The sequence below is a fragment of the Olsenella uli genome, from assembly GCF_901212675.1.
GTDB lineage: Bacteria > Actinomycetota > Coriobacteriia > Coriobacteriales > Atopobiaceae > Parolsenella > Parolsenella uli_B.
Map to the genome: position 1 here is coordinate 38,897 of NZ_CAAKOQ010000042.1, position 15,739 is coordinate 54,635.

A 15,739-nucleotide genomic window follows, 5' to 3' on the forward strand; every position below is an offset into this window, starting at 1 on the left:
CCTGCGACTATGCAGAAGCCAGAGCCCGCCCCCTACCGCCGCAGGATGACGCGCAACTCGCCGAGGAGGCGGCCCGGGTGCACCACCACGCCGCGCACGATGCGGAAGACGAGGAAGCCCGGGTACAGCCACTTTCGGCCGCGCAGCACCGGGTAGTAGAGGCAGCACCACGTATAGCTGGGAAAGAAGCGACTGCCGAGGTATTCGGCCCGCGCCTCCCCCGCAGACTTACCCTCCTCCGCCAGCTCCTGCAACCGGTGTGCGACGCGGTTCTCCGTCGTGCCGTAGGTGCCGCATCCCAGCAGGTAGAACCAGAGGCGCTGCTGGTCCTCCGTGAGCTCTGGCGCGGCCCCCTCGCCGCCGAAGAGGGTCTGCGCCATGTCGCGCACGAGCCGGTCGAATTCCGCGAGGCCGAGCTTCTCGAGCTCTCCCTCCAGGTACGGGCCGAAAAGCGCCTCGCCGTAATGGCCGAGCAGCACCCACTCGTCGGCAATGAAGCGCACGCCGCAGCCGGCGCGGCTGAAGTGCTTGTAGGCGTGGGCGAGAAAGTAGAGGTACTCATCCGCCGGCGAGAACAGGAAGCGCAGGGGCTCGTTTCCGTCCTGCCGGGCGCGCAGCCACGGGTTCTCGTAGTACGCGCAGAACGCCGGGATGTCCTCGTCCATGTCGTCCATCAGGCCGCGGTGCATCTCGAAGTTGAACATCGGCTCCTTGTAAAAGCAGTCGTCCTTGCTCGCACCGACGTGCTCACCCCGGTAGCCGAGACCCTTCATGATACGGACGATCTCCTCGGTGCCGCGCTCGACCGTCTCCGCGCGCTCGGCCTCGGTGGCACCCTTGATGCGGAAGCCGCGCCCGTCCGGCTCCGGCTCGACGAAGCCGTAGAGGATGTCGTTGTCCGCCATGGAGCGCAGGCCAGGCTGCGGGTAGTACGCGCCGATGAGCACGCCCTTGAGCGGCAGCCACGAGAGGCCGTCGGCCTCCATCTGCGCCGTGATGCGCTCGCGCTCCACGTCGAACTGAAGTTGGCGGAGCAGGGTGAGGTCTGCCGCGGAGCCCCAGGACTTGCGCAGCTCCTCGGGAAGGGCCGCGCGCGCCGCCTCGCCGAGGCCGGCCCAAGCGATGGCCTCCACGCTGTCGTGCTTGGCGAGCGCGCGGACGTTCTCCCATGTGGCACCGTCTTGGAGCGCAGGCAGCCCCTCGAGCGGGGCGCCGAGCATGCCCGACCGCATGAGCTGCGCGAGGGCGAGGCCGGCCGCACGGAGCGCCGGGGTCAGCCTCGTGGCGCCCGAATAGGCCGCCGGCGTTGTGCCCTGGGACGCCTTCGCCACGACTTGCTGCTGCTTTGCCGCCATCAGCGGCCCCCTTCTGTCTGGCCGCCCAGATGCAGCTCCTGGTCGCACAGGGAGACTGCCTGGGGGCGGTGCGTCACGATGAACACGGTCACGTCGCTCATGGAGCGGATCGAGTCAAGCAGGCGGCACTCGGTGTCTGCGTCGAGCGCCGAGGTGGATTCGTCGAGCACGAGGATCGGGGCGCCGCTGTAGAGGGCGCGTGCCACGGCGAGCCGCTGCATCTGGCCCTCGGAGAGGCCGTGGCCGTGCTCGCCGAGCATGGTCTCGTAGCCGCGTGGCAGGCGCTCCACGAACTCGGCGGCGCAGGCGGCGCGGCAGGCGGAGCGGACGCGCGCCATGTCCGGCTCGGGGCCGCGCTCGGAGAAGGCCACCGCCTCGGCGATGGTGCCGGACATGAGGCCGTTGCCCTGTGGAACGTAGGCGAACATGCCGGCCGGCAGCGCGGACACGTCCACGGTAGGGCCGTCCGCGCACGCGAGCGCGACGCGCCCGGACGTTGGGCGGCGAAGACCCATCAGCAGCATGAGCAGGGTCGACTTGCCCACGCCGCTCGGCCCCGTGACCACGGTGAACGAGCCTTTGGGGACCGTCGCGGAGAAGTGGCTGAGGGTGGGGCGCGACGCGGGAGCGGAGGAATTCTCGGCAACGGCTCTCTTTGCGGGCACCACCTCGCGGCTGGCGTAGGCATAGGAGACGTTCTCGAACCGGATGCTCTCGAGCCCGGCGTAGAGGCTTCGGGGCCAGGTCTCGGACGCGTCGTCCGGGGCCGAGCCGAGCACGGCGGCCTGAGCGGGCCCGTCCCCCTCGGGCGTGCCCTCGCCCAACCATGCGGGAACCGAGCGCGCCTCCCCCTCGGACGAGCCCTCCGCCCCCATCAGGCGCTCGACGCTCGCGCAGGTAGACGCCAGCGTGAGACCGATGCCGCTCGCGCTGGCCAGCGGGCCGCGGATCTGCCCGACGAGCTGGGTCACCGCCACGAGGGTACCGGCCGTGACCGTCCCCACGAGGATTCCGTGGCCGCACCACACGAACCCGACGAGGTAGGCGAGCTGCATCACGAGGTTGAAGCCCGAGGTGGCGAGCGTCGAGACGTCGCTCTTGTGCATCCGCTCGCGCAGGTGCTCGCCCATCAGGGCGTCGGCTGCACGGCTCGTCTTCTCCTCCACGCCGAAGGCCCGCACCACCGTGACACCCTCGAGGCACTCCTGCATGAAGCTTCGGACGCGCGCCTCAGCCTCCTGGACGCGCAGGTGGAGCCCACCGATGCGCCGACGCAGCAGCGTCGAGCCGACGGCGAAGGTACCGCCCGCGACGAGAAACAGCAACGCGAGGCCCGGGGCGATGAGGGCCATGACGGCAAGCACGCCAACCATACGCACCACCATGGAGACGACGGTCATGGGCAGCGAGGTAAGCCCGCTCGTGACCACCGTCACGTCGGAGGTGAGCACGCTCATGAGGTCGCCGGTATGGCGGGCGGCGCCGGTCTCCTCACCTCCGAGCAGGGCAGTGAAGACGGCCCCGCGGAGGGCGTTGTCGAAATCTCCGCGGGAGCGCTCGGCCACGTGGCTCTGCGCGGCGCCGAGCCCCACCTGCACGACGAGCGCCACGCCGAAGGCGACGCAGGCCCGTGCGAACGCGGGACCGTCGCCCGCCGTGGCCGAGTCGACCACGTTACTCATGAGCAGGGCATACGAGACGGCAATGACGGACATGGAGCCTTGCAGGACGCACAGGCCCACAATGCGCCACACCTTGCCACCGAGCGCTGAGCGCACCCACGCCCAGAGCTCGCGCACCGGGCGCTCGGTCTTGACGAGCCCACCGCGCGAGCCCGCCCGGCTGTTGCCACGACGACTCACCGGCTGCCCCTCACGCGGCGGCCGAGCCAGCCCTTCGCGCGCTTGGCGAAATGCCGCGCGGGGGCTGTCGTCACCCAGAGCCAGACGTAGGCCCGATACGGCAGGCCCGCCATGTCCACGTGCTTGTCGCCGCGGTAGAACTCGGAAAGCACGCCCAGGACCTGCGAGTCCTCGACGTGCTCCTCGGTTATGCAGTTGTCGCCGATGATGATGTAGCCCTCGGGCAGCACACGCACGACGCGGTGCAGCACGTAGTTGCCGTGGGCGCGGTAGAGGGCCACGTCGAAGCGGTTGAGCCTGCCCGCCGCCGGCCGCACGACGATGGTGTCGCGCCGGTTGCGCAGCATGGGCCACATGCTCACGCCCACCGTCGTGGAGACGTAGACCCCCTCGATGCGGAGCACGTCCTCGATGCGCGGCTGGGAGCCGGCCGGGGCGGCGTCTTGCGCGGCGGCCGTCGCGGCATGCGTCGACGCGGACTGCGCGTTCCGGTCTGAAGCAGTCTGCCGGTCAGAAGCGGTGCTCGTCACGCAAGGAACCCGTTCTCGCGCATCTTGGCCACGAAGCTGGCGACGTCGGATGCGGCCTTCTCGGGCGTCGCGTCGTACTCCGCGGTAAGCGCCTTGGCGATGGCGTCCTCGTCGAGCCCCTCGGCGACCTTCTCCCAGATAAAGGAGCCCGTGCCGTTGAGCTTGACCATGCCGCTGAACTCCTTGCTGGCCTCGCCCGTGGCGATGACGACGCCTTGCCCGGCGACCTGGCGCAGCACGAACCCGTCTTTGATCTTCACAGCGTTCCCCTCTCGGCAGCCATGCGCCAGCCCGGATGAAAACTCATCGCGGGGGCGACCCGTCCTGTCCATGATAGACCGTGCGGAGGGGGCGCCGCCCGGATTCTGAGACCCTCCCTTATTCGTCCGTTGCCCTCGGGAAGAAGGCGTAGGCGCGACCGTGGGGCGTCTCCGCCTCGCAGACGTCGACGCCGAACGCGTCGCCGATGGCGCCAAGCACGGCCGCGTCGCGCGGAGCGCCCTGGGCCGCCACGCCGCCGCCCCCCAGCACGACGATGCGGTCGCAGCTCCGCAGCGCGAGGTCGAGGTCGTGGATCACCGCAACGACCGAGGTGCCGCGCCGCTCGCTCAGCTCGCGCACGAGGTGCATCGTCTCATGCGCCGCACGCACGTCGAGGTAGGTCGTCGGCTCGTCGAGTAGCAGGATGCGGGCATCCTGCGCCACGGCCATGGCGAGGAAGGCCCGCTGGCGCTCGCCGCCGGAGAGCCGGCGGGCCATCTTGCCGGCAAAGCTGGCGATGCCGACCTCCTCCAGCGCCGCGTCTACCGCCTGCTCGTCCTCCGCGCCGGGCCGTCCGAACACGCCCATGTGCGCATAGCGCCCGCACATCACGAGGTCTCGCACGATCATGGCCGGCGTACGGTGCACCTGCGGCAGCAGGGCGACCAGGCGGGCGCGCTCGCGGGCGGGCAGGGCGTTTACGGGCTTGCCGGCAGCAAACACCTCGCCGCAGCTCGGCTCCAGGAGGCCGTCCGCCAGCTTGAGCAGCGTCGACTTGCCGCAGCCATTCGGCCCGATGATGCCCGTCACGCCGCCAGCAGGGATTGCAAGGGAAAAGCCTCCGAGCACCGGGGCCGATCCGTACGAGAAGGAGACGTTGCGGAACTCGAGCGCAGGAGCGTCACTCATCGCGATATCCCCTCCCCCGCATGATGAGATAGACGAAGAAGGGTCCGCCCACGAAGGCGAGCACGATGCCCACCGGCAGCTCGTACGGGGCGAAGGCGGTCCGCGCGAAGGTGTCGCACGCGACGGTGAACGCGGCGCCCCACACCGCGCAGAGCGGCACGAGACGGCGCGCGTCCACGCCGAACACGCGCCGGACGAGGTGCGGCACCACGAGCCCCACGAAGCCGAGCAGGCCCGCGAAGCTCACGGCGCTCGCCGCCAGCAGCGAGCCTGCCGCGAGAGCCGCCACGCGTACGGCCGAGACGCGCACACCGAGCGCATGCGCGCTCTCGCTGCCAAGCGTCAGCACGTTGAGGGTGGGCGCCAGCACGAGGGCCACGGCAAAGCCAGCCAGCGAGAACACAGCGGGAAAGCCGAGGTCTCCCAGCAGCACGCCCGAGAAGCCGCCCACGAGAAACGAAGAGGCACCCACGTAGAGGTTCGGCACGATGATGAGCACGGCGTTCTGCGCGGCGCCGAAGATGGCGTTGAGCGCCACGCCGGCGAGCACGACCGTCAGACGCGAGACGCCGGCCCGGGCCGAGACGGCGAAGACGAGCAGCGCCGCCGTGAGCGCGCCCGCGAAGGCCGCGAGCGCGAGGCGCGCCGGGTCGCCGGCCGCGCCGAGAAACGGGAGGGCCGACGCGGCGAGAACCACCACGCCGGCGCCCGAGTTGATGCCCATGATACTCGGGCTGGCAAGCGGGTTGTCGAGCACCGCCTGCACGAGCGCGCCAGCAACGGCGAGCGAGGCCCCCGCGAGGAGCCCTGCCGCCACACGCGGGATGCGCATGTTCACGAGGATGTTGCGGGCCACCGGGGTGATCTCCCCGCCCGTGAGGAAGCCCCACAGCTCAGACGGGCCGACGCTGCTGGCGCCCACCATGAGCCCGACCCCCGCCACGAGGGCGAGGCAGACGAGGGAGCCCGCGAGGACGGGCGCCAGCGGCAACCTGCGGAGTCGCATCCGTCCGGGCCTTCCGCTACAGCGTGGCAAGGGCCTGGCCCAGGGTCACGTAGGCCTGGTCCCACTCGGCGTTGGGCTTGCGGAAGAAGTGCTCGATGTCGAGCACCGTGACGTGGCCCTGCTGCACGGCGCCGATGCCCTGCCAGGCGGCATTGCCCTCGACGGCCTGCTCGTAGTTGCGCTTGGCCGTCGCATCGTCCTTGGCGGCCGGCAGCACGAAGATGTAGTCGGGGTCGAGCTCCGCCACGGCCTCCATGCTGAAGTCAGTGAGCAGGCTCGGGTTCTCCTCGGTGAGGAGCTTGGCGCCGAGGGCCTTCACCATCTCGCTGGCCATGTGGTCGGGCTTCTGGGCACTCACGCCCTTGGAGGAGGCGTTCATCACGAGGACAGTCGGCTGCTTGTCGGCCACGGAGTACTGCGAGAGCGCCTGGTTCACACGGTCCTGCACGTCGGTACCGTTCTGCTTGTAAAGGTCGTCACGGCCGGTGACCTGGGTGCAGGTCTTGAGCATGCGCAGGTAGTCGTCAAAGGTGTCGACCTTGAAGAAGGCCACGGGGATGCCGGAGGCCTCGAGCGACCGCCTGAGCTGGTCCTGGCTGGGGCCCTTGTTGGAGCTGTCATCGTCGGAATTACCGGAGAGGATCACGAAGTCCGGGTTGAGGGCGAGGATCTGCTCGATGCTGATGGACGTGTGGTCACCGATGCTCGCGACCTGGGACTGGTCGAAGCCGAAGTTCTTGAACGCGTCGTCTGACACGCCCACGACCGAGCCGCCCGCGTCGCGCCAGATGTCGGCGAGGCTGCCCATGCCAACCACCACACGCTGCGGGTGAGAAGGCCTCGAGCGCACTCGTGACGCCGGACACCACTTCGAAGGGCACGCCCACCTCGGCGAGTGCGGACGCCTCCTCCCCGCCGCGCCCAAAGACGTACGGGTCGCCGCCCTTGAGCCGGACGACGAGCCGCGCCGCTGCCGCCTCGCGGATGAGGATCCGGTTGATCTCACCTTGCGGGACGGGGTGGGCACCGGCCTGCTTGCCGACGTTGACGAGCCGGGCACGACCGGCCGGCGTCGCGGAGCCGGCGCGTGCCAGCAACTCTTCCGTGTCGAGCCGGTCGTGCACGACCACGTCGGCATGTTCGAGCAGGTAGCGGCCACGCACGGTGATGAGGTCTGCCCTGCCGGGGCCGGCGCCGACGAGCGCGACGAGCCCGTAGCTCACTGCCTCAGGCACGGTCGACCTCCCGGAGCGCCGTGCGAACCTCGGCCGCAGCACGTGCCACGAGCTCGTGGTCGTGCCCGTCCGAGACGATGCCAGCCACGAGCCGCTCCGTCTCGCAGACGGCCGGGAAGAAGCACGTGCTCTCCTCGGCATTGTCCGCCACGCTCACCGGCACATGGGTGCGCGAGCAGGCTCGGGCGATAACCGAGTTCACCGGTCGACAGTCCGTCGCGGCCACGACGAGGCTCGCCCCTTCGACGTCCGCCGGAAGCCACTCTCGGCGCTCGAGGGCAATGCCCGTCTCCGCCGCCTCGCGGGCGCGCGCCTCGGCAGGCGAAGGGTCGATGGCCGTGACTTTGGCGCCGAAACGCACAAGCATGCGGGCTCTGCGCAGGCCGACGGAGCCCAGGCCCACCACGATGCAGCGGGCTCCCGAGAGGTCCCTGAAGAGCGGGAACTTGGTGTGGGTGGGAGTGGCGGAGGCATCGGGCCCGGCCGGCTTCGACTCCAGCGCCCGCAGGGCCGCACGCGCATGCTCGAGGTAGAGTTCGCGGACCGCCGGCAACGCACCGAGGCCCTCGAGCTCGCAGGAGACGTCGTACCCTTCGGCCGCAAGGGCCGTGCGCCAGCTGCCGGGCGCCTCGCCCGCGATATCGCGCGAGGCGTGGGCGGCCGCCGTAAGCATGAGCGGGACGAGGCGGACGCGGGTGATGCCCAGGCGCTCGCGGTCGAGCGCGAGGAGCCGCCGCACAGTGTCGACACCCGGGTAGCCGTGCATGGAGCCGACGAACGCGTCGTCGCGGCCAAGCTCGCGCAGGTGAAGCGCCAGCGAAGCATAGGTGGAGCCCGTCACGGCCGACCCCTCGTCGACGCCATGCGCCACAAGCACGAGCGCCTCGCCCGGGCGGCGCGGATGCCGAGCGTCGAGGATCTGCGCAATACGGGCAAGATCGTCCTCCGAGGAGAGCAGCGGCTCGCCGAGCGCTATGCGGGAGAAGAGGAACCGGCAGGACGCCACCGCCCGCTCGACCTGCGCGAACGCTGTGCCGTGGACAAGGTGGCCCGGCTGCACGAGTACGCGGCGGACGCCGGCACGGGCCAGCTCGTGCAGCGCCTCCGAGACGTCCGGGACGCGGACGCCGCGGCGCGCGAGCACGCGGCGGGCCTTCGCGCTCGTGTAGGCCTCGGCAAAGGCCGGGCGAGCTAAGGCGTTCGCCGAGCGGGCGACGGCAACACCGGTGTCATCCGCATCGGCGGCCTCGCCTGCCGCCGCACACCCGAGGCCCTCGCGCAACATCTCGGCTACAGGCGCGATGCTCGCCGCCCGTGCCTCCTCGCGCGAGGTTCCGTAGCTTGCAAAGAGCACGGCGTCGAGGGAAGGCGCGGCCGCCTTCCCACAGGACGCCGCGCCGGTTCCCTCGTCAGCCACAGCTACTCCTCTATCTCCAGAAACACGCGCGGCGCGAAGCCGTCCTTGCCGATGTGATACGCATTGAGCGCCGGATGCTCCGCATCCTCGAGTGAGAGGATAAGGTAGCAGGTCGTCGGGTCATAGGCGAGGCGCTTGTCCTCGTCGGACGGACGCGCCGGCGTCTCGGGGTGGCTGTGCCAGTTACCCAAAAGCTCCCAGCCGTTGGCACGGGCGTCCTTCACCGCTGCGAGCTGCTCGCGCGGGTCCATCGTGAAGTGCTCGTTGCTCTCGTCGGTGTTGGTGAGCAGGTAGACGTGCCTGATGTGGCCCACCTTGTGCTCGCCAGCCGCACCCAGGAGCTCGCCGGGGGCCAGCTCCTCCACCGTGCCCGCGATGAGCCCGCACATCTCGTTGGGCAGCCCCGACCGGGCATGCCCCAGGATGCGCTCATAGTCCGCCCGCAAGAGCGTCAGCTTGTCGACCATTGTCACAACCAGTCCTTCTTGCCTGTTCGTCGCGGAAGCCAACACGGGTTCGCAGCGTGCGTCGTATTGGCCCGAAAGAGGAGGGAAGCGCACTAGGTACGCAACCGACGATTGAGCACCAAGACGACGTGCTATGCGAGGCCGTGGTGCGCTTCCGCGCACTCGGGCTGCTCGTAATCTATCAGCTCGTGGATCGTCGGGTGGTCGGAGCAGATGGCGCAGTTCGGGTCCGCGGGCGGTAGCTTGATGGTGTGGAACTCGCCCTTGAGCGCGTCGAAGGTGAGGAGCTTGCCGGTGAGCAGCTCGCCGATGCCGCAGACGTACTTGATGGCCTCGAGCGCCTCCAGGCAACCGATCACACCGGCCATGGCGCCGATCACGCCGGCCTGCTTGCAGGTGGGCACGGCGTCCTTGGGCGGCATGGTCTTGAAGACGCAGCGGTAGCATGGGCCCTCGCCCGGCACGTAGGTCATGAGCTGGCCCCTGAAGCGGATGATGCCCGCGTGCACGAAGGGCTTCTTGGCCATGACGCAGGCGTCGTTGATGAGGAACTTCGTCGGGAAGTTGTCCACGCCGTCGATGACGAAGTCGTAGTCCGCGATGAGGTCCATGATGTTCGTGGAGTCCACGAACTCCTGGTAGGTCTTGACCGTGACATCGGGGTTGATGGCCTCCATGGTCTCGGCCGCGGAGTCCACCTTGGGCTTGCCGATGTCGGGCGTGGTGTGGATGACCTGGCGCTGCAGGTTGGAGAGGTCCACCTCGTCGGCGTCGACGATGCCGATGGTGCCCACGCCGGCCGCGGCGAGATAGAGCGCCGCAGGCGCGCCGAGGCCGCCCGCGCCGATGATGAGGACCTTGGCGGCGCAGAGCTTCTTCTGGCCCTTGACGCCGACCTCCTTGAGGATGATGTGGCGGCTGTAGCGCTCGAGCTGCTCGCCGGTGAACGCCATTAGCGCCCACCGCCCATGAAGTAGAGAAACTCCACCGTATCGCCGTCAGCAAGCTTGTGCGAGGCAAACTCGGCGTGGTCGACGAAGGCGTCGTTCACGGCAACGGTCACGTAGTCGGGGTTCTCGACCTTCTCCTGGTCGATGAGCTGGGCCACGGTAAGGCCGTCCTCGACGGTCTTCTTGTCTCCGCCAACGGTGATGTTCATGTTCTCTCCCCTCGGCCTCACGGCCTGGTCTTCCCGCCTTGCGGGCAGGCTGGCTTTGCTCCCGTGCGGGGCATTGTCGCTTATCCCACCCGTGATTCCACTTTAACCTATCTATCTACTAGGTTTTAGGGATATACTAGCACCACCTTTTGAGACGCAAGGCCAAACTCGCGGTTTTCTTCGTCCCCATACGAGGGACCGCAGGCCCCACAACCCAACGGAGGTTCACCATGGCCGAAACCGACTACAAGATTGACGACACCGTCGACATCACGCCGCTCGTGTGCCCCATGACGTTCGTGACCGCGAAGGCGGCGCTCGAGGAGCTCGAGATTGGCCAGGTGCTGCGCGTTCACCTCAACGCCGGCGAGCCGATGCAGAACGTGCCGAGGAGCTTCCGCGACGATGGCCAGCAGGTGCTTGCCCTCAAGCCGTCCGACGAGGGGGACGACACCTATGACCTCGACGTTCGCAAGCTCGAGGAGGCGTAGGGCCATGTCTTTGCGCGTAAGCGACGACACCTTCCAGGCCGAGGTGCTCGAGAGCCCCGTGCCCGTGCTCGTAGACTTCTACTCCGACTCCTGCGTTCCCTGCAAGCGCATGAACCCCATCATCAGCAAGCTCGAGCCCGAGTTCGAGGGGCGCGCCAAGTTCGTGAAGGTCAACGTAAACTTCGACCTCGACCTGGCCCAGCGCTACGCCGTGATGGCCAGCCCCACGTTCGTGCTCATCAAGGGCGGCCAGGAGGTTGCCAGAAACCAGGGGACCATGGCCAAGGGAGACCTCGCCAAGCTCGTGGAGAAGGCGCTCTAGGAACAGCCAAGCCACATCGAAGTGCCCCAGGTGGCCCCGCCCGATCGAAGGATTGGGCGGGGCCACCTGTTTTGACCCGGATGGATTCACGCCCGCCTTCAAAGAACGGGCCGCCCCGTCCTCGGCACGAGGAACGGGGCGGCCCGAAGAACAGGGTCAGCCAGGCAGGCAGGTGCCGTGGGCACCTACTGCCACTCGGGCGAGTCCATCGGGATGGGATCGTCCTGGTTGGGCACGTAACGCACCTCGACAACCTCGCCCTTGCCGGTGTCGGGCTCGTTGTACGCCTTGGTCACGGCCTCGACCATGGAATCCCAGCCCTCGCGGTCAAGCGTGAACTTGAAGCGGTCGCCGGGCTTGGCGTGGTCGTCGAACCACTGGATGGTGGCATCGGCCACGCGGAAGAGCTGCTCCTCCGTCTCGCACGGCGGAAGGATTGCCTTGCCCTTGGTGATGTGGTTGCCAAAGAGGCCGCCAAACAGCAGGTTGAAGACCGGCCTGCTCTCCCAGGAGTCCACGGGGCACTTCTGGGCGCACTTGCCGCAGCTCACGCACTTGTCGTAGTCCACCACGATCTTGCCGTCCACGTCGTGGCAGGCGTCGAAGCGGCACACCTTGGTGCAGATGCCACAGTGGATGCACGCATCGGGCAGCCACCTGACCTTGCGGCCGCCCTTGATGCCGAGGTCGTTCTCCTCTGCCTTGAGGCAGTTGTTCTGGCAGCCAGTCACGCCAAACTTGAACTTGCCCAGCAGGTCGCGGCCGTAGTAGCGCTCGTCGAGCTTCTTGGCGATGTCGTAGGTGTCGATGTTGCCCGACGGGCAGATGCGGCAGCCCTGGCAGGCCGTGACGGTGCGCACGCGCGGGCCGCAGCAGCCCGGCTCCACGCCGCCCTTGGCAAGCACGGCCTTGACCTCGTCGGCGTCGGCGATGTTGATGAACGGGATCTCGATGGCCTGGCGGCTCGTCAGGTGCGCGTAGCCGCGGCCGTACTTCTTTGCGACGCGGGCCACCGCCTCGAACTGCTGCGTGGTGAGGTCGCCGCCCACCACGCGGATGCGCAGCGCGTAGAAGCCCTTCTGCTTCTGCGCCATGAAGCCGCCCTTCTTGAGCGCGGCGCTGCTGAGCTTGTTCGTCGGCTTCTTGGGCGCGGCGGTTGCCGCCGCCGTGTCCTCGGTTGCAGTTGCCATGTCACTCACCTCTCCTGGGGCGTCCCCACGCCCCGTTTGGCGCCTCCCCGATCCTCCTGGGGACGGCTCTTCTCCGAGCCATGCGAGCCATGGCCCGGGGAAGAGCCGTCCCCGAGGCGGTCGCACTAGGAAAGCGCCTGCCTAAAGTCCTCGATCAGGTCCCCGGCGTCCTCGATGCCCACGCTCACGCGGATGGAGTCCTCGAAGACGCCGGCAAGCATTCGCTCGTCGGGCGTGTTGTCGGCGAAGATCGTCGAGTCGGGGTGCAGCACGAGCGTCTTGACGTCGCCGATGTTGCTGGCCCGGTAGGCGTAGCGCACGCTGTTGACGAACTTGAACGCGCGCTCGCGCGAGCCGGCGCGGAAGGTCATGAGCGCGCCGTACCTGCCACCGAACTGACGAGCCGCCAGCTCGTGGTCGGGCGCATCGGGAAGGCCGGGATAGCCGACCTCGCTCACGAGGCCGCTGTCGCAAAGCCACGTGGCGAGCCTGAGGGCGTTGTCGCACGCGCGCTCCATGCGCACGTCGAGCGTCTCGAGGCCCACGCAGTTGAGAAACGCCGTCCACGGGGCGAGGCAAGCGCCCGTGTCGCGCCAAAGCCCGTTGCGCAGGCGCGCGAGCAGGGCAAACGGCCCCATCTTGCGCCACTTGGCAAGCGCGGGATAGCGCTCGGCGTCCCACGAGAAGCGCCCGGAGTCGACGATGATGCCGCTGATGGCGTTGCCCCCGCCGTTCACGTACTTGGAGGTGGACTCCACCACGATGTCGGCACCCAGCTCGAGCGGGCGGCACAGGTAGGGCGAGGCCACGGTGTTGTCCACCACGAGCGGCAGCCTTCGCTCGTGGCACCAGGCGGCGATGGCCGGCACGTCGAGCACGCCGAGACGCGGGTTGGAGATGGTCTCGGCGAACACGAGGCGCGTGCGGTCGGTGACGGCGCCCTCGAGCTCGGCCGGGGTAACCTCGTTCACGCGGCGCACCGTGACGCCCATGCGCTCGAGGTCCTCGAACAGCTCGATGGTGCCGCCGTACAGGCAGCTGCTGGCAACGAGCTCGTCGCCCGCCTGGCAGAGGCCCATGATGGTGTTGAAGGTGGCCGCCATGCCGGAGGCGCAGGCCAGGGCCCCAACGCCGCCCTCGATCGCGGCCATGCGGCGCTCGAAGCTCGAGACGGTGGGGTTGCCCACGCGCGTGTAGCAGTAGCCCGGCTGCGTGTTGTGGAAGATGCCCTCGAGACGCTCGGCGCTCTCCTGCTGGAAGGCGCTCGTCTGGTAGACGGGGACCATCGTGGCCGCGGGGGTCACGCCGCCGTCCGGGCCGCCCGCGTGGAGCAAGGCGGTCGCGAGGTGCATCTTCTTGGGGTCAGCCGATGGCGTGGACGTCATGGTCTCGCTTCCTCGTTTGCGTGGTGCCCGGCCGCTCGGGACGTGTGCTCCGTCGCTGCCACTTGTTGTTTCCAATACTACCATCCTACTGGGTTGGTAGGAATACAAAAAGGCCTCACACTACGAGCTCAAACGTCTGTTCGCCCTATGGTATAGTCCAAATACTGTCAGCGACGGCCCGGGAGGTGCGACGTGAATCCAAGAGCGGGACGAACGGACGCCCTGAGCCCGCAGGCAGTTCAGCAGATCATCGACCGCATCCTCGCAAGCCCCCGCGCGCGGGCAAACAGCGCGTTTGCCGGCCGCACCTTCGCCGACGAGCCCATCATCAGGCGCGGCTCGCAGATGGCGGGCTACCTCCCCAAGCGCTGCCAGGAGATGCGCGCGCTCGCCAGCTCGCCAGAGCTCCGCACCAAGCCCGAGGCCTGCGTCTTCTACCACCAGGCGCGCCTCATGGAGGACTACACGGACGACGTCCCCTACCACGGCTACTTCGAGCAGTACTTCCCCACCTACCAGGCCATGAGCGACCGCCAGCTGCGCGGCTACTTCACGTGGAGGACGGCCGTGCGCGCGGGCGTGATGGAGGAGGCACCGCTCTCGTTTGCCTTCGTCCATCTCTATGAGCTGCTCATAGGCGTTGGCACCACCCCCGGCGAGCAGGGCTTTCATGACATAGAGCACTTCTGGCAGAGCTTGAGGGGCCACGCGCCCCAGCTCGACCGCCACGTCAGGCTCTGGCTTCGCGACTACGTGGTCTACCACGGGCTCGACCCCAGGCTCGTGGCCCCCTACGTCGACCTCGAGTTCGACCAGGGCCTCATCGCGATGCGCGACGGCATCGCCGCCTGGGAGGGCCGCCAGGTGCCCCCGCGCTTCTCCACGCCCGCCTCGCTCATCGCCCCGAGTGGCGTGGCGCCGGCGCTGCCGAACCCTGCGCCCCCGGCCCAGGACGCCTCCGCCAAGAGGAGGCGCAAGCGGGGTGCCAACGCGGGGGACGGGGCGGACAACCCGACTGAGGAGCGGCTCTTCTCGTCGTTCGACGTGCTCTCCAGCTACCGGCCGCGCGTGAGCCGCCTCTACCGCGACCGGCCGGAGACGCTTCGCCACGTGTGCTGCTCGGTCGTGGTGCAGCTGGCCCGCCATTACGATGCCCACCGCAAGAGCGGCCTTATGGAGAGCCTCTTCGGCAGCCCGCTCGCCATGCCCTACGACATGTTCTACTCTGCGGTGTTCTGGAGCGAGCAGCCGCACCCCGACACCACCTACGAGCTCGATGCCATCAACCGCTACACCTGCGCGCGCGGGAGGTGGTACTGGGAGGGCTACCACGGGTCACACACCAAGAGCACCAAGCTGGGGGCAGTGCTGCGCGCATCCGACCAGCGTCTGAGGGCGGCCATCAGCTACGAGCACCCGCTGGTGGAGAAGACGGTGCCCAAGTACCTCGCCAAGATCATCGACCGCGAGATCGAGGCCCGGCTTGCCTGGGAGCGGGAGCAGGAGGCGCGCGTCATCCACGTGGACCTCTCGCAACTGGCGGGCATCCGCGCGGCGGCGAGCCTCACGCAGGAGGCGCTGCTCGTGGACGAGGAGCGCGAGGAGGGGCCGGCGGCTGGCGAGGCGTCCGAGGGAGTGCCCGTTTCGTCGAGTGAGGACGTGGAGGGCAGCGGTGCGGCAGACGAGAGCGAGGCCGAGAGCACATCCGAGGAGGCAGCAGGACATGCAGGGGCGACGGTGACCGAACAGGCGACCCTGGACCTGGAAACCCCGCCGCACGTTACGCCAGGGCCATCGACCCAGACCTCGCAGGGCACGTTGGAGCCGCCCACGCAGACCCCGCAGGCGGAGGTCGGCGCGTCCGCCCCGCTTGGCCTCACGCCGGACGAGCTCTCCCTGCTGCGGTCGCTCCTTGTCGGCAAGCCCGCCCACGCGGCGCAGGGCACGTCCATGGACATGCTGGTAGACGGCATCAACGAGAAGCTGTTCGACCTGCTGGGCGACACGGCTCTGGAGTTCGACGATGCCGAGCTGCGGCTCGTGGAGGACTACGTCGAGGACGTCAGGGCGGCGCTGGACGAGGGGTAGCGAAGGGACGGAGCCGCCCAACATGTGGCACGCCAGCGCAATGCCGTCGCATCGTCTCGTAC

Annotated in this window: 17 protein-coding genes; 3 read left to right on the forward strand and 14 right to left on the reverse strand. The window is 68.7% G+C overall.

All coding sequences use genetic code 11. From position 1 onward, the window contains the following. Positions 1-32: 32 nt before the first annotated feature. From EFAMC1_RS06685 to thiS, 12 genes are all read right to left on the reverse strand, one after another. On the reverse strand, positions 33-1,355 hold the full coding sequence (locus EFAMC1_RS06685) for a nucleotidyltransferase family protein (protein ID WP_154053531.1): 1,323 nt from the start codon (positions 1,353-1,355) through the stop codon (positions 33-35). Beyond that, positions 1,355-3,217, reverse strand: a complete 1,863-nt coding sequence (locus EFAMC1_RS06690) for an ABC transporter ATP-binding protein (RefSeq protein ID WP_154053532.1) — start codon at positions 3,215-3,217, stop codon at positions 1,355-1,357. Before EFAMC1_RS06690 ends, EFAMC1_RS06685 begins: the two co-directional genes overlap by 1 nt. Next, on the reverse strand, positions 3,214-3,747 hold the full coding sequence (locus EFAMC1_RS06695) for a S24/S26 family peptidase (RefSeq protein ID WP_154053533.1): 534 nt from the start codon (positions 3,745-3,747) through the stop codon (positions 3,214-3,216). Before EFAMC1_RS06695 ends, EFAMC1_RS06690 begins: the two co-directional genes overlap by 4 nt. Next, complete coding sequence (locus EFAMC1_RS06700) at positions 3,744-4,007, reverse strand: PqqD family protein (protein WP_154053534.1); 264 nt, start codon at positions 4,005-4,007, stop codon at positions 3,744-3,746. The genes EFAMC1_RS06695 and EFAMC1_RS06700 overlap by 4 nt, the downstream gene beginning before the upstream one ends. 118 nt (positions 4,008-4,125) lie before the next feature. After that, positions 4,126-4,917, reverse strand: a complete 792-nt coding sequence (locus EFAMC1_RS06705; protein WP_154053535.1) for an ABC transporter ATP-binding protein — start codon at positions 4,915-4,917, stop codon at positions 4,126-4,128. Next, positions 4,910-5,923, reverse strand: a complete 1,014-nt coding sequence (locus EFAMC1_RS06710) for a FecCD family ABC transporter permease (RefSeq protein WP_154053536.1) — start codon at positions 5,921-5,923, stop codon at positions 4,910-4,912. The genes EFAMC1_RS06705 and EFAMC1_RS06710 overlap by 8 nt, the downstream gene beginning before the upstream one ends. 16 nt (positions 5,924-5,939) lie before the next feature. Further along, complete coding sequence (locus EFAMC1_RS06715; RefSeq protein WP_154053537.1) at positions 5,940-6,731, reverse strand: ABC transporter substrate-binding protein; 792 nt, start codon at positions 6,729-6,731, stop codon at positions 5,940-5,942. Next, positions 6,619-7,158, reverse strand: coding sequence for a uroporphyrinogen-III C-methyltransferase (locus EFAMC1_RS06720; RefSeq protein ID WP_187324601.1), 540 nt, complete (start codon positions 7,156-7,158; stop codon positions 6,619-6,621). Before EFAMC1_RS06720 ends, EFAMC1_RS06715 begins: the two co-directional genes overlap by 113 nt. Then, entirely contained in the window at positions 7,151-8,575 is a 1,425-nt protein-coding gene (locus EFAMC1_RS06725) for a sirohydrochlorin cobaltochelatase (RefSeq protein ID WP_154053538.1), read from the reverse strand. The genes EFAMC1_RS06720 and EFAMC1_RS06725 overlap by 8 nt, the downstream gene beginning before the upstream one ends. A 2-nt stretch (positions 8,576-8,577) precedes the next feature. After that, positions 8,578-9,042, reverse strand: coding sequence for a M67 family metallopeptidase (locus EFAMC1_RS06730; RefSeq protein WP_154053539.1), 465 nt, complete (start codon positions 9,040-9,042; stop codon positions 8,578-8,580). A 131-nt stretch (positions 9,043-9,173) separates the two neighbouring features. After that, positions 9,174-9,995: a thiazole biosynthesis adenylyltransferase ThiF gene (gene thiF / locus EFAMC1_RS06735; RefSeq protein WP_154053540.1), complete on the reverse strand. Its 822-nt coding sequence runs from the start codon at positions 9,993-9,995 to the stop codon at positions 9,174-9,176. After that, positions 9,995-10,201 carry a sulfur carrier protein ThiS gene (gene thiS, locus EFAMC1_RS06740; protein ID WP_154053541.1) on the reverse strand — a complete coding sequence of 69 codons (207 nt, stop codon included), beginning with the start codon at positions 10,199-10,201 and terminating at the stop codon, positions 9,995-9,997. Before thiS ends, thiF begins: the two co-directional genes overlap by 1 nt. Positions 10,202-10,431: 230 nt before the next feature. Between thiS and EFAMC1_RS06745 the strand changes: the two genes are divergently transcribed. Both EFAMC1_RS06745 and EFAMC1_RS06750 read left to right on the forward strand, forming a co-directional pair. Then, entirely contained in the window at positions 10,432-10,692 is a 261-nt protein-coding gene (locus tag EFAMC1_RS06745; RefSeq protein WP_154053542.1) for a sulfurtransferase TusA family protein, read from the forward strand. 4 nt (positions 10,693-10,696) lie between these two features. Next, positions 10,697-11,014, forward strand: coding sequence for a thioredoxin family protein (locus EFAMC1_RS06750; protein WP_154053543.1), 318 nt, complete (start codon positions 10,697-10,699; stop codon positions 11,012-11,014). Positions 11,015-11,199: 185 nt separating this feature from the next. Here EFAMC1_RS06750 and EFAMC1_RS06755 read toward each other — a convergent pair whose 3' ends face one another. Beyond that, a complete protein-coding gene (locus EFAMC1_RS06755) occupies positions 11,200-12,204 on the reverse strand; it encodes a 4Fe-4S binding protein (protein WP_154053544.1) in 1,005 nt (334 codons plus the stop codon). A 125-nt stretch (positions 12,205-12,329) separates the two neighbouring features. Then, positions 12,330-13,589: an O-acetylhomoserine aminocarboxypropyltransferase/cysteine synthase family protein gene (locus tag EFAMC1_RS06760; RefSeq protein ID WP_222838664.1), complete on the reverse strand. Its 1,260-nt coding sequence runs from the start codon at positions 13,587-13,589 to the stop codon at positions 12,330-12,332. A 192-nt stretch (positions 13,590-13,781) separates the two neighbouring features. Here EFAMC1_RS06760 and EFAMC1_RS06765 point away from each other — a divergent pair, with 192 nt between their 5' ends. Beyond that, positions 13,782-15,677: a TerB N-terminal domain-containing protein gene (locus EFAMC1_RS06765; protein ID WP_154053545.1), complete on the forward strand. Its 1,896-nt coding sequence runs from the start codon at positions 13,782-13,784 to the stop codon at positions 15,675-15,677. The last annotated feature ends 62 nt before the right edge of the window (positions 15,678-15,739 follow it).